Below are 13254 nucleotides of genomic sequence, written 5' to 3'. Positions count from 1 at the left end.
GCCCGCGCCACCCGCGGTCGCGGCCCCGGGACCCTCCACCGCGCCCACGCCGGCCGCGACGCCCGGGACCAACCTGACGCCGAACTACGTCTCCCTCCTGCTCGCGGCGCTGGAACGGCACAAGCGCTACCCCTCCAGCGCGCGGGCGCGCCGCGCCCAGGGCGTGGCGATCCTGCGCTTCCATCTCGCCCGCGACGGCCGGCTGCTGGATTGGCACATCGACCGCACGAGCGGTGATCTCGAGCTCGACGACGCCGTCGCGGACATGATCCGCAGCGCGTCGCCCCTGCCTGCGCCGCCCGCCGAGGTGGTGGGGGACCGGCTGGAACTCGTGGTGCCGGTCCGCTTCACGCTGCGCTGAAGGCAGGCTGCTGGCGTGGGCGGCGGCTTGGTTGTTCCCGAGCCTTCAATCCTGCCGCAGCGACTCCCGGATGCGCGCCGCACCCGCGGCCATTTCCGCCTCGAAGCTCATCGCCTCGGCGAGCTCGGCGCCGCGGGCGGCGATGGCCTGGGAGGCGATGGGGTTGTGGCGCAGCCATTCGGCGGCGCCGAGCAGGTCCGACAGGTCCGCGCGCACGGGGACGAAGTTCCGGAACGGGATCAGCCGGTCATAGAACCATTGCCGGTGCCCCAGCGCGGAATCGATCTTGAGCACGGTGCTGCCGAGCAGGAGCTTCGCGAAGAGCCCCGCCCAGCTGCTGGTGTTGCCATCGATGTCCAGCGCGTGGCGGTATTGCCCGAAGGCTTCCTGCGGCACCGGCGTGGCCATGATGTCGTAGCCCTGGGCGATCATCTCGGCCGCCGCGTCCATCTGCACCAGCTGGGTGATGCCGACGTCGAAGAGGTCGTCACGCTGCCAGGCCCGCACGACGCGGACCAGGCGGATGCGCGGGATGGCGGCGACCGCCTCGCCATTGGAGGTCACCGGATTGCCCGTGCTGGAGCCGCGCCAGAACACCTGGTCGCGCCGGCTGTTCCAGGCCTGGCCGGCGTGGCGGGCGAAGCGGCGCAGCGCGGCATAGCCCTGGTGGCGGATGAAGTCGGCGTCGGGGATGAGCAGGCTGCCGGTGCCGTTTCCGGAAAAGGCGAGGCCGGGCACGTCGGGGATGTCGTTGACGCAGAGCAGCGTGTGGCCGGTGGCGTCTGGGTAGCGCCGCCGCGCGGCGAGGAAGATCGGCCAGGCCTGCAGCCAGCGCTGCGTCATGTTCGACAGCTCGGGCGTCCAGCGATGCTCGAAGGGCACGCCCACCGCGAGCCCGCCGCCGGGCGTGAAGGTCACGCGGATGCAGCTGATCGGCAGCGCGGCGTTGGCGATGGCGATGGCGCTGTCGTCGGCGATGGTGAAGGAGAGCTGCCGCAGCAGGCCCGTCACGCCGTCGACCGTGTGGTCGAACTCTATGCCCTGGAAGCTGGGCACGACACGGCTTCGGCCACGCGCGCGGCGAGTTTCTCGGCGACCTCTTGCTTGGACAGGCGCGGCCAGTCCTCGGTGCCATCGGCCGTGATGATGTGCACCGTGTTGGCGTCGCCACCCATGACGTCGCCGGAGACGTCGTTCGCGACGATCCAGTCGCAGCCCTTGCGGAGGCGCTTTTCGCGCGCGTGCTCGACGACGTGCTCGGTCTCGGCGGCGAAGCCCACCACCAGGCGGGGGCGCTGCGCGTGGTGTGCGATGGTCGCGAGGATGTCCGGGTTGAGCGTCAGCGCCAGCGGCGGCGGCGCCTGGCCCGGTTGCTTCTTCAGCTTCTGCGTGGGCGAGGCCTCGCTGCGCCAGTCGGCGACGGCGGCGGCGAAGATGGCGGCGTCGGCGGGCAGGGCGGCCTCGCAGGCGGCGAGCATGTCGCGCGCGGTCTCGACCCGCACCACGCTGACGCCGGGCGGGTCGGGCAGGGCAACCGGGCCGCTCACCAGCGTGACCCGCGCCCCCAGCGTCGCGAGGGCGGCCGCGATCGCGTGGCCCTGCTTGCCGCTGGAACGGTTGGCGATGTAGCGCACCGGATCGATGGGCTCGTGCGTGGGGCCGCTGGTGACCAGCACGTGGCGACCGGCGAGTGCGGTCGATGCGCCGAGGCGCGCCGCGACGGCGGCGAGGATCGCGGGCGGTTCGGCGAGGCGCCCGGGGCCGGATTCCGGCTCCGCCATGGCGCCGTCCTCGGGGCCGATGAAGCCGATGCCGCGGGCGCGGAGCGTCGCGATGTTGGCGCGCGTCGCGGCATGCTCCCACATCGCCGGGTTCATCGCCGGCGCGGCCAGGATGGGTGCGCGCGTGGCGAGCAGCACGCAGGTCGCGAGGTCGTCGGTGAGCCCGGCGGCCATCTTCGCCAGCAGGTCGGCCGAGGCGGGCGCGACCACCACCAGCTCCGCCATGCGGGCAAGGCGGATATGGCCGATCTCGGCCTCCGCCGCCCAGAGGTCGTCATGCACGCGCGCCCCGCTGATCGCGGCCAGCGCCTCGCGCGTGACGAAGCGGGCGCCACCGGCGGTGAGGATGGGGGTGACCTGCGCACCCTCCTTGCGCAGCATGCGGGTGAGTTCCAGCGCCTTGTAGGCCGCCACGCTGCCCGAGACGACCAGCAGGACGTGGCGGCCGGTCAGCATCAGGGATTGAAGCCGCGCGCGGCCGGGTCGTAGGAGCGCAGCGTCGCGAGGTCGAACCAGGCCTCGGCATTGGCCATGCCCTTGGCGCGGTTGCCCCCCTGCGGGCCAAGCCCGGGGAGGTAGATCTGGTCGATATGCAAATGCGGCGCTTCGCGACCGGGGATGGTGTAGCGGCCGGAGGCGACGGAGACGGTGCGGCCCGGCCCGGCATGGGCGGCGAGCAGCACGCCCGGCTTGATCCGGGCGCTCACGATGATGTCGCAATCGGTCCACTCGACGGGCAGCGCCAACTGGTTGCGCGCCATCTGGATGAGGCCCGCCCCCGCCGTGCGCGCGCGGTCGAGCAGCAGACGCATGCGGTCCTCCTCCATCCACCACGGCGAGTTGAGCAGCGTCTTCAGCGTGGCCGGATCGCCGCCGAGGTATTTCTTGGCGGCGAAGCGGAACATCAGGTTGTCCTCGGCAAGCTCGACGCGGCGGCTGATGACCAGGCCGCCATTGCGGTCGAACAGGCCGAGCGGATTGCGCATCGCGGCGTTCGGGTTCGGGTCCGCGATCATGCGCGACGACCCGTCGGTGTTGAACTGGTAGCCCTCCGCCTCGTCGCGCAGGCGCTTGTCGATCCAGTAGCTTTCGTTGATTGCCGTGGCCATTGCAGGCTCCCCCTCGCTTGGGCCGGCCCTACAGGCGCCAGCCGGTGTGGATGGCGACGATACCGCCAGACAGGTTACGGTATTGCACGCGCTCCAGCCCGGCCTCGCGCATCATCGCGGCCAGGCTTTCCTGGTCGGGGAACATGCGGATGCTCTCGGCGAGGTAGCGGTAGCTCTCGGCGTCGCCGGCGATGCGCTGGCCGAGCGCGGGCAGCGCCTTGAACGACCAGGCCTCGTAAAGCGGCTCCAGCGCGGCGATCTCAAGCTGGGAGAATTCCAGGCAATGGAAGCGCCCGCCGGGGCGCAGCACGCGCCTGGCCTCGCGCAGCACCGCGTCCTTGTCGGTGCAGTTGCGCAGGCCGAAGGCGATGGAGATCTTCTCCACGCTGCGGTCGGGCAGCGGGATATGCTCGGCATCGACGGCGAGGACGGAGAGGCGCTCGGTGATGCCGCGATCGAGCGCGCGCTTCTCGGCGACCGCGAGCATGGCCGGGTTGATGTCGGACAGAATGACCCGCCCGGCACCGCGCTGGAGGGCGAGGAAGGCGATGTCGCCGGTCCCTCCGGCAAGGTCGAGCAGCGTCTCGCGCGGCGAGGCGCCGATCGCGTTGACGAAGATGCGCTTCCAGATGCGGTGGATGCCGAGCGACATCACGTCATTCATCACGTCGTATTTCGGCGCGGCGGAGGCGAAGACGTCTCGCACAAGATTGGCCTTCTCCGCGCGGGGCACGTCGCGGTAGCCGAAATCGGTGGTGGGGCTGTCGTCCATGATGGGCGCAGTCTAGCGTGACACGGGCAACAGGGGAAACACCGCTTGCCGGAACTGCCCGAGGTCGAGACGGTGATGCGCGGGCTGGCCACCGTGCTGGAGGGCAGCCGCATCTCCCGCGTGGCGGTGAACCGCGCGGGCATGCGCTGGCCCTTCCCGGTCGATCTCGCGGTGCGGCTGGAAGGGGCGCGCGTGCTGGGCTTCGCGCGAAGGGCCAAGTACATGCTCATGCGCCTCGACACCGGGCAGAGCGCGCTGATCCATCTGGGCATGTCGGGGCGGATGGTGGCGCGGCGGCTGGGCGTGGCGCCGGTGCCGCGCGGCGCGGCGCAGGGTGCGTACTCCGATGCGCGCGGGCACAACCAGCCGCCCGAGGCGCATGAGCACCTGGTGATCGAGAATGATGCGGGCTGGCGCGTCGGCTTCGTCGATCCGCGCCGGTTCGGCTCGGTCGACCTGGTCGCGACCGCCGCGGAGGGCGCGCACCGGCTGCTGCGCGACCTCGGCCCCGAACCGCTGGAGGAGGCGTTCTCCGCCGCCGCCCTCTCGGCACGGATCGGCGCGAGCCGCACGCCGATCAAGTCCGCGCTGCTCGACCAGCGCGTGGTCGCGGGGCTGGGCAACATCTATGTGTGCGAGGCGCTGTTCCGGGCGGGCATCTCGCCGCGCCGCCTCGCCTACACTGTCGCCGGTGCGCGCGCGGCAAAGCTGGTACCGGCGATCAAGGCAGTGCTGGCCGAGAGCATCGCGGCCGGCGGGTCGAGCTTGCGCGACTATGTCCGCGCCGATGGCGAGCTCGGCGTCTTCCAGGAGAGCTTCCTGGTCTATGGGCGCGAGGGCGAGGCGTGCATCAAGTGCGGTGCAGCCTGCCCAGGCATCCGGCGCATCGTGCAGGCCGGGCGATCCACCTTCTTTTGCGCCCGCCAGCAGCGGTGACTAGATTGGCGCAACCGATGCGCGGAAGGAAACACCCATGACCGAAGCCAGCATGATCCTCGTCGAGACCATCGGCCGCGTGGGCGTCGTGCGCCTGAACCGGCCGAAGGCGCTCAACGCGCTGTGCGCCCAGCTGATGCAGGAGCTGGGCGCGGCGCTGCTCGCCTTCGACAAGGACCCCGCGGTCGCCGCCATCATCGTGACCGGCAGCGAGAAGGCCTTCGCCGCCGGCGCCGACATCAAGGAGATGAAGGACAAGACCTTCCCCGACGTGGTGTTCAACGACTTCATCGGCGCGCACTGGGAGACGGTGCTCGAGGTGAAGAAGCCGGTGATCGCGGCGGTGGCCGGCTTCGCGCTCGGCGGCGGGTGCGAGCTGGCGATGATGTGCGACATGATCCTCGCGGCCGACAATGCGAAGTTCGGCCAGCCGGAGATCAACCTCGGCATCATTCCCGGCGCCGGCGGGTCGCAGCGGCTGACGCGTGCGATCGGCAAGTCCAAGGCGATGGAGATGATCCTGACCGCGCGGATGATGGATGCGGCCGAGGCCGAGCGCGCGAACCTCGTGGCCCGCGTGGTGCCGCTCGCCGACCTGATGGCCGAGGCGCTCAAGATCGGCGAGAAGATCGCCTCGCTGTCCGGACCCTCGGTCGCGATCGCCAAGGATGCGGTCAACGCCGCCTTCGAGACGACGCTGACCGAAGGGGTGAAGACGGAACGGCGGATGTTCCTGGGGCTTTTCGCCACCGCCGACCAGAAGGAGGGCATGAACGCCTTCGCCGAAAAGCGCCGCCCGAACTTCACCCATCGCTGAGATGGCCCGTCCGCGACGCCTCGGCGCTTGACTTGCCCGGGCGCGCGGGGATAGAACCCGCCCCTTCGCCGGGGGTCCGCCCAACGGCCTCCACACCTCTTTCGAACGGTCGAACGAACGCCATGGCGAACAACGCCTCCGCCCGCAAACGCATCCGCCAGACGGAAAAGCGCACCATCCGCAACAAGGCGCGCCGCTCGCGCGTGCGCGGTTTCATCCGCAAGGTGGAGCAGGCGATCGCCTCTGGCGACAAGGGCATCGCGGCCGCCGCACTCGTCGCGGCGCAGCCGGAGATGCAGCGCGCGGTGACCAAGGGCGTGTTCCATCTGAACACCGTCTCGCGCAAGCTCTCGCGCCTCTCGGCGCGCATCAAGGCGATCGGCGCCACCGCCGAAGCCTGATCCTTCGCGCGCCAGGACGGCGCGAAGCATCCTCGAAATTTTCGGATTGGCGTGGGCGTTCCGCCCTCGTCGTGCCTTGGTCTGCGCGCATGAACGCGGCGGTTGATGGCGCGTGTTTTTCAGTGCGTGGCGCGGCTTGTCGTGCATCGCATCGGCGCGCGCATACGCATGCGTATGATCGAAGCGCGTCGCAATTTTGGATGTCGCGCATCGCGATAATTCGCGTTGGCGAGCGCGTCGAGTGCAGCGTATCGTGGCTGTGCCGCGTGGTACTGATCGTGGGTGACGCCTGGTTCCGGATGACGCTGCGCTGCGTGCCGGAGCGGGTGTCGGGCGTGTTGGAAATGGGTTTCTATTGGCGTGGGAAGCGGAGCGTGGCGGCCATCATTATGGCGCACGCTCGGGGAAGGAACCGGTTGCGGAGGGGGACATTTGGTGCGGCGAATGGAGAAAGACGTCGATGGCGCGACGCCTGTGACTTCCGTGCCGCAATTGGCGGAGAGTTGGGCCCGGGTTCGAGGCCGCCTGCGTGAGGATGTGGGTGAGGTCGAGTATCGCAGCTGGCTAAAGCAGATGACGCTCGCCGGGATCGAGGGCGACGAGGCGATCGTGCTGCTGCCCACCCGCTTCCTGCGCGACTGGGTGCGCGGGCATTACGGCGATCGCCTGCGCGCGCTGTGGCAGATGGAAAATCCGGCGATCCGCCGCGTGGATGTCCGTGTCGCCGCGGCGGCGCGGCCCGCCGCGGGCGAGCCGGTGGCCGAAGCCGCGGCCGATGGCCTGGCCGAGACCCTGGCCCCGCGGCCGGAGAACCGCCCCGGTGCGAAGCCCGATGCGCGCGTGGACTGGTCCGCGCCGCTCGAGACGCGCTTCACCTTCGACACCTTCATCGTCGGCAAGCCCAACGAGTTCGCCTATGCCTGCGCCCGGCGGGTGGCGGAGAAGCCTGCGATCGCCGGCTTCAACCCCCTGTTCCTCTATGGCGGCGTCGGCCTGGGCAAGACGCACCTGATGCACTCGATCGCCTGGACTATCCGCGAGAGTTCGCACCAGCGCAGCATCACCTACATGACGGCCGAGAAGTTCATGGGCCTGTTCATCGTGGCACTGCGCTCGCAGTCGACGATGGAGTTCAAGGAGATCCTGCGCGGCGTCGACGTGCTGATGATCGACGACCTGCAGTTCCTGATCGGCAAGGACAACACGCAGGAGGAGTTCTTCCACACCTTCAACGCGCTGATCGGCGCAGGCAAGCAGATCGTCGTCAGCGCGGACAAGTCGCCTTCGGACCTCAATGGTCTGGATGACCGGCTGCGCGGGCGGCTGGGCGGCGGCATGGTCGCCGACCTGCACGCCACCACCTACGAGCTGCGCCTGTCCATCCTCGAGGCCAAGGCGAGCGGCTCGGGCGTGGCGATGAACAAGCGGGTGCTGGAATTCCTCGCCCACAAGATCACCTCGAACGTGCGCGACATCGAGGGTGCGCTGAACCGCCTGATCGGCCATGCCAACCTGTTCGGCCGCGAGATCACGCTCGAGACTGCGCAGGAGGTGCTGAAGGACATGCTGCGCGCGCATGACCGGCGCCTGACCATTGAGGAGATCCAGAAGCGGGTCGCCGAGCACTACAATATCCGCCTCACCGACATGTCCTCGGCGCGGCGTGCGCGCAACGTCGCACGTCCCCGTCAGGTGGCGATGTACCTGGCCAAGAAGCTCACCCAGCGTTCGCTGCCCGAGATCGGGCGGCGGTTCGGCAACCGCGACCACACGACGGTGATGCACGCCGTCTCCCGCGTCGCCGAGCTGATGCAGGGCGATGCCGGCTTCGCCGAGGATGTGGAGCTGCTGCAGCGGATGCTCGAAGTCTCCTGAATTGCTCCGCTTTCCGGGCGCTGGTAAGGTTCACGACCGCGCAAGCGGCGATTCGCGCGCTAGGCGCGGGGCGGAACGGGGTGGGGTAGGACCATGAAGTTCACCGTGGACAGGGCGGTTCTGCTCAAGGCGCTCGCCCATGTGCAGAGCGTGGTGGAACGGCGCAACACCATCCCCATCCTGGCCAATGTCCTGATCGAGGCGACCCAGCAGGGCGTTCTCCGCCTGATCGCGACGGACATGGAAATCGCGGTGCAGGAGGAGGTCCCGGGCGTGACCGTCGCCCGCGCCGGCCGCACCACCGCCCCCGCCGCGACTTTGTACGAGATCACCCGCAACCTGCCCGACGGCGCCCGCGTGGAGCTGGACCATCCTGGCGGCGACGCGCCGCTCGCCCTTCGGGCCGGACGCTTCGCGACCTCGCTGACCGTGCTGCCGGTCGAGGATTTTCCCTCCATGACCGAGGGCCGCCTGCCGACCAGCTTCGCGCTGAAGGCGGGCGTGCTGCGCGACCTGATCGACCGCACCAAATTCGCGATCAGCACCGAGGAGACGCGCTACTACCTCAACGGCATCTACATGCACGCGACCACGGTCGATGGCGCGCCGGTGCTGCGCGCGGTGGCGACCGACGGCCATCGCCTCGCCCGGGTGGAGGAGCCGCTGCCGGAGGGTGCTTCGGGGATGCCCGGCGTGATCATCCCGCGCAAGACGGTGAACGAGCTGCGCAAGCTCGCCGAGGAGACGCAGGAGGACATCGCGCTGTCGCTGTCCGACACCAAGATCAAGTTCGCGATCGGTACCGTCACGCTGGTGAGCAAGCTGATCGACGGCACCTTCCCCGAATACGACCGGGTGATCCCGCGCGGCAACGACAAGGTGCTGAGCGTGGACAAGAAGGCGTTCTCCGATGCGGTGAAGCGGGTGGCCGCGATCAGCTCGGAGCGCTCGCGTCCCGTCAAACTCTCGGTGGATCGCAACCTGCTGGTTCTCTCCGCCGCCTCGCCCGAGCAGGGCCAGGCGCAGGAGGAGCTGGACGGCGACGTTGTGGAATATACGGCCACGCCGCTCGAGATCGGGTTCCAGGCGCGCTACCTCTCCGACATCACCGACCAGATCGGCGAGAAGGTGGTGTTCTACTTCGCCGACGGCAGCGCGCCGACCATCGTCAAGGACGCGGCGAAGGATGAGGCGCTCTACGTGCTGATGCCGATGCGGGTGTGATGATTATGTAGCCTTGCAGCAGTGTTTCTACTTGCGGGAGAGGCGAGCGAAGAGACACATTCCGGCCTATCTTGTCCGGGAGCAGCCTGGTGAGCAAGGACCAGAGGTCGGAGACCGTCGAGCAGCGGATCGCCGCAATGGAGGGCGGTAAGCTGGACCTGTCCGATCTAGGTCTAACCGAATTGCCGGTTCGGGCACTAACCGGGATCAGGCTCAGCGAGCTGCGGCTAAACAGCAATCCGATTAGCGATCTTCCTGACGCGTTGGCCAATTTTGGCTTGACGTCGCTGAACCTCGACAACCTGCCGCTTGAGCGCCTTCCAACGGTTCTGCGCCGTATGACCTCGCTCCGACGCCTCGATCTGGATTGGCAGCTGTTGAAGGAGCTTCCCGAATGGATAGGCGATCTTCATGGCCTACGTCGCCTTTCCCTAACGGGCAACAAGGTGATCCGGTTGCCGGAATCGCTAGGGAAGCTCAGCCAACTGGAGTATCTCTGGGTCCAGGCATGCGGACTCTCGGAATTCCCGTCCATCGTGAAGTCGCTGCCTAATCTAGACACGCTCGTCGTGTCCACCAATCCCATCGGGACCATTCCGCTTTCATTTGCCGGCATGCCCAAGCTTGACACGTTTTTTGCTAGCAACTGCCAACTGACGGCACTTCCAGACACCTTCGATACTTTTCCTGAATTGGAATTCGTTAATTTAGAAAATAATAATATCAGCGCGCTGCCGCCGAGTATGCAGCGTAGCCGCCTCGGGAAGCTGGGCCTGATGGGCAACCCGTTGCCCATTCCGCCGGAAATCATGAAGGCGCCGGCCAACGAGATCATCGCCTATTACTTCACGCAGCGACGCCAAAGCACAGGTGTGCCGCTGAAGGAGACAAAGATGATCCTCGTCGGCCAGGGGGAGGTCGGCAAGACCAGCCTGGTCAAACACCTACGCGGCGAAAGGGTTGACACGCACGAGTCCGCCACCCAGGGCATCCGGGTCGAGCCTTGGCAACCGGGCGCAGTTGCCGACGACGTTAAAGTACGAATCTGGGATTTCGGCGGGCAGGAGATCATGCACGCCACCCACCAGTTCTTCCTCACCGAGCGCACGCTCTACCTCGTGGTGCTGAACTCGCGGGAGGATGAGCATCGCGGCCGGCTCGAATACTGGTTGAAGCTGATCCAAAATTTCGCTGCCGGCGCGCCGACCCTGATTGTCTGCAACAAGGCCGACCAGCACCGGCTGGACCTCGACGAACGCGGTCTGCGCCAAAAATACCCCTTCATCCTCGGCGTGCACCGCGTCTCCGCCGTCACCGGCCTGGGTATGGATGAACTGACCTCCGCGATTGGCGCGGCGATCCGCGACCTCCAACACCTGCAGGAGCGTTTCTTACCCGCCGAGATTGCCGTAAAGGAAAAGCTGGAGGCGCCGGGCGGCGACTACATCAGCTACGAGCGCTATCAGCAGGTGTGCGACGAAGCGGGTATGCCGAAGGATATCCGCCGCAAGACGCTGCTCCGCTTCCTCAATGACCTCGGTGTCGTTCTAAGCTTTGTCGATGATCCGCAGATGATGATGACCAGTGTGCTGCGGCCGGACTGGGTAACGGACGGCGTCTATGCAGTCCTGCATGCGCATATGGATGGTGGCGTGCTGCACCACGCCCAGCTCTCCGAGATACTGAAGCCTTCAGAGCGCTACCCTGAAGACAAGCATGGCTTCATCATCGAAATGATGAAGAAGTTCGAGCTGTGCTTCCAGTATGACACGGCCGACCGTAAGACACGCTACCTGATCCCAGACCTGCTGCCGAAAAACGAACCGGACACTGGGGATTGGGAAGGCGCACTACGTTTCGAGTACCAGTACGAGGTGTTGCCGAGCAGCATTATCTCGCGCTTTATCGTGCGCATGCAGGCGATGATTTCCAAGCGCACCTACTGGCGCACCGGGGTGGTCCTCGAGCGCAACCGTAACCGTGCGCTCGTGAAAGCCGATCTGGAAGAAAAACGAATCCGCATCGCGGTGGATGGGAACGTGATGGGTCGGCGCGAGTTGCTCGACATCATCCGCGCCGAGTTTGAGCAGTTGCACAGCACCATCAGCCAAATCGCAGTGAAGGAGAAGGTGCCGCTTCCGGATGCACCGGGTGTTCTTGCGGACTACCAGCATCTCCGGACGCTCCGCGACATGTTTACATTAAATTTCGTACCGGAGGGAGCGACGCGGACTTACAACGTGCGCCACCTGCTGGAAGGCGTGGACACGGAGGAGCGAATGATGGCGAGCAATCGCGACAAGCTTGCGCCGCTCGAACGCGAAGATCCTCCACCGCAGCGCGTCGCGCCACCAGTCAGCGTGGCGCAAGTTTGGGGCATGGGTGGCTTCGTGCTGCTGGCTTTTGCCGTAGTTGCCGTGATCCTCATCGCCGGGATGCAGTTCGCCGGCGCATTGGGCTTTGGCCTGCTCGCGCTGGGCATCCTGCTGAGCGTCGCCCTAGTGCTGGTAATCGTCCTGCGCATGACCGGGGCGATCAACGAGGCGCGACTTGAGCGTATGACCGGCGGGCTGCTTGAACGTCTGCCGCTGCTGCGAGGTGGCCGGGATCAGACGGGCAGCGCGCCAGCGCCTCAGCAGAAGCCCAAGCGACCTAGGCGAACGACGCCTCCGGCTTGACGGGCGGTCCTCTGTCGCGCAGATCACGGCACTTATCGTGATTTCTCTAGTCGAGCGGTCGTCCATAATGCCGATCCGGCCACTGGACCTCCCGTGATGACCATGGCTTTCCCTGCCCTTCGCCTCACCCGCCTGATGCTGCGCGATTTCCGCAGCTATGCGGCGCTCGATGCGCGTTTCTCGGGCCGCGTGGTGGTGATCGCCGGCGAGAACGGCGTGGGCAAGACCAACCTGCTGGAGGCTATATCGCTGCTCGGCCCCGGGCGTGGCCTGCGCGGCGCGCGGATGGGCGAGCTGGGGCGCGACGGGCTGCCCTGGGCCGCCTCCGGGCGCTTCGAGACGGCGCTGGGGCCCTTCGACATCGGCACCGGCACGGCGAGCGAGGGCGGCGGCGAGCGCCGCGCCTGGATGCTCGACGGCGTGGCGAAGAAATCCTCGACCGAACTGGCCGAACGCGTCGCGGCGGTGTGGCTCACGCCCCAGATGGACCGGCTGTTCCAGGAGGGGGCCTCGGGGCGCCGGCGTTTCCTCGACCGCCTGGTCTGGGCGCTGGAGCCCGCCCATGCGCGCGAGGTCGCGGCGCACGACCACGCCATGGCAAGCCGCAACCGGGTGCTCGCCCAGGGCCGCGCCGACCCGGGCTGGCTGGATGCGCTGGAGGAGCAGATGGCGCGCCGCGCGGTCGCCGCCGTCGCGGCAAGGCGCGGCCTGGCGCGGCGGCTGAACACCGTGCTGGCCGAGCAGCGCCCGCTGGGCGCCTTCCCCGCCGCGCGCCTGGACCTGCTCTGCCCGATCGCGGCCGCGCTGGAGGACAGCCCCGCGCTTGCGGTCGAGGAGGGGCTGCGCGCGCGCCTGGCCCAGCAGCGCCGGCGGGATGCCGCGGCGGGCGGTGCAGCGGAAGGCGCGCATCGCACCGACATGACGATGGTGCACCTGGAGAAGAACCAGCCCGCCGCGCTGTGTTCCACCGGCGAGCAGAAGGCGTTGCTGATCGCCACCGTCCTCGCCCATGCCTCGCTCATTGCCGAGGCGCGCGGCTTCGCCCCGCTGCTGCTGCTCGACGAGGTCGCCGCGCACCTCGACCAGCGACGGCGGGAGGCGCTGTTCGCGGCGCTGGCCGCACTCCCCGCGCAGAGCTTCCTCACGGGCACGGATGTCGGCGTTTTCGCCCCCCTCCAGGGCGTGGCGGAAGGCTTCTCGGCGGCGTCCGGCAGGCTCGAAACGATCGCCGGTTTCGGGGTGCCCGAACCTGCTTGAACATTGTATAAGGTGAAGATTCCCAACTTTCCTCCGATTTGGA

The 13254-nt window shown here is 67.8% G+C and carries 12 protein-coding genes; 8 read left to right on the top strand and 4 right to left on the bottom strand.

What is annotated here, in order from left to right; all coding sequences use genetic code 11:
• Positions 1–361 (top strand): energy transducer TonB family protein (locus GXW79_RS19965; protein WP_211876210.1); only part of this gene is annotated, 361 nt, incomplete at its 5' end.
• 45 nt (positions 362–406) lie between these two features.
• On the opposite strand, the gene GXW79_RS19960 is transcribed toward GXW79_RS19965, so the two are convergent.
• The 4 genes from GXW79_RS19960 to GXW79_RS19945 are packed head-to-tail and all read right to left on the bottom strand — an operon-like array spanning position 407 to position 4023.
• Positions 407–1417, bottom strand: a complete 1011-nt coding sequence (locus GXW79_RS19960) for a glycosyl transferase family 90 (RefSeq protein WP_211876209.1) — start codon at positions 1415–1417, stop codon at positions 407–409.
• Positions 1396–2598: a bifunctional phosphopantothenoylcysteine decarboxylase/phosphopantothenate--cysteine ligase CoaBC gene (gene coaBC / locus GXW79_RS19955; RefSeq protein WP_211876208.1), complete on the bottom strand. Its 1203-nt coding sequence runs from the start codon at positions 2596–2598 to the stop codon at positions 1396–1398. Before coaBC ends, GXW79_RS19960 begins: the two co-directional genes overlap by 22 nt.
• On the bottom strand, positions 2598–3251 hold the full coding sequence (locus tag GXW79_RS19950; RefSeq protein ID WP_211876207.1) for a hypothetical protein: 654 nt from the start codon (positions 3249–3251) through the stop codon (positions 2598–2600). Before GXW79_RS19950 ends, coaBC begins: the two co-directional genes overlap by 1 nt.
• Positions 3252–3279: 28 nt before the next feature.
• Positions 3280–4023, bottom strand: a complete 744-nt coding sequence (locus tag GXW79_RS19945; protein WP_211876206.1) for a class I SAM-dependent methyltransferase — start codon at positions 4021–4023, stop codon at positions 3280–3282.
• Positions 4024–4068: 45 nt separating this feature from the next.
• On the opposite strand from GXW79_RS19945, the gene mutM reads away from it, so the two are divergent.
• From mutM to recF, 7 genes are all read left to right on the top strand, one after another.
• Positions 4069–4959 carry a bifunctional DNA-formamidopyrimidine glycosylase/DNA-(apurinic or apyrimidinic site) lyase gene (gene mutM / locus GXW79_RS19940; RefSeq protein WP_211876205.1) on the top strand — a complete coding sequence of 297 codons (891 nt, stop codon included), beginning with the start codon at positions 4069–4071 and terminating at the stop codon, positions 4957–4959.
• Positions 4960–4996: 37 nt separating this feature from the next.
• A complete protein-coding gene (locus GXW79_RS19935; protein ID WP_211876204.1) occupies positions 4997–5776 on the top strand; it encodes an enoyl-CoA hydratase in 780 nt (259 codons plus the stop codon).
• Positions 5777–5898: 122 nt separating this feature from the next.
• Positions 5899–6177 (top strand): 30S ribosomal protein S20, encoded by a 279-nt coding sequence (gene rpsT / locus GXW79_RS19930; protein ID WP_211876203.1) that lies wholly within the window; start codon positions 5899–5901, stop codon positions 6175–6177.
• A 444-nt stretch (positions 6178–6621) separates the two neighbouring features.
• Entirely contained in the window at positions 6622–8052 is a 1431-nt protein-coding gene (gene dnaA, locus GXW79_RS19925) for a chromosomal replication initiator protein DnaA (protein ID WP_211876202.1), read from the top strand.
• 93 nt (positions 8053–8145) lie between these two features.
• Positions 8146–9276 carry a DNA polymerase III subunit beta gene (gene dnaN, locus GXW79_RS19920; protein ID WP_211876201.1) on the top strand — a complete coding sequence of 377 codons (1131 nt, stop codon included), beginning with the start codon at positions 8146–8148 and terminating at the stop codon, positions 9274–9276.
• An 89-nt stretch (positions 9277–9365) separates the two neighbouring features.
• The gene (locus GXW79_RS19915) at positions 9366–11954 is read left to right on the top strand and encodes a COR domain-containing protein (protein ID WP_211876200.1); all 2589 of its coding nucleotides are present in this window, start codon (positions 9366–9368) and stop codon (positions 11952–11954) included.
• Between the two features lie 96 nt (positions 11955–12050).
• Positions 12051–13211, top strand: coding sequence for a DNA replication/repair protein RecF (gene recF, locus GXW79_RS19910; RefSeq protein ID WP_367614981.1), 1161 nt, complete (start codon positions 12051–12053; stop codon positions 13209–13211).
• The last annotated feature ends 43 nt before the right edge of the window (positions 13212–13254 follow it).

Source organism: Plastoroseomonas arctica (assembly GCF_018128965.1).
Taxonomy (GTDB): Bacteria; Pseudomonadota; Alphaproteobacteria; order Acetobacterales; family Acetobacteraceae; genus Plastoroseomonas; species Plastoroseomonas arctica.
This window is presented reverse-complemented; position numbering and strand designations above follow the sequence as displayed.

Bases quoted from the DNA above. Each gene is read 5' to 3' on its own strand.
- coaBC (WP_211876208.1), bottom strand. From the start codon at position 2,598: ATGCTGACCGGCCGCCACGTCCTGCTGGTCGTCTCGGGCAGCGTGGCG.
- GXW79_RS19950 (WP_211876207.1), bottom strand. From the start codon at position 3,251: ATGGCCACGGCAATCAACGAAAGCTACTGGATCGACAAGCGCCTGCGC.
- GXW79_RS19945 (WP_211876206.1), bottom strand. From the start codon at position 4,023: ATGGACGACAGCCCCACCACCGATTTCGGCTACCGCGACGTGCCCCGC.
- GXW79_RS19935 (WP_211876204.1), top strand. From the start codon at position 4,997: ATGACCGAAGCCAGCATGATCCTCGTCGAGACCATCGGCCGCGTGGGC.
- rpsT (WP_211876203.1), top strand. From the start codon at position 5,899: ATGGCGAACAACGCCTCCGCCCGCAAACGCATCCGCCAGACGGAAAAG.
- dnaA (WP_211876202.1), top strand. From the start codon at position 6,622: ATGGAGAAAGACGTCGATGGCGCGACGCCTGTGACTTCCGTGCCGCAA.
- dnaN (WP_211876201.1), top strand. From the start codon at position 8,146: ATGAAGTTCACCGTGGACAGGGCGGTTCTGCTCAAGGCGCTCGCCCAT.
- recF (WP_367614981.1), top strand. From the start codon at position 12,051: ATGACCATGGCTTTCCCTGCCCTTCGCCTCACCCGCCTGATGCTGCGC.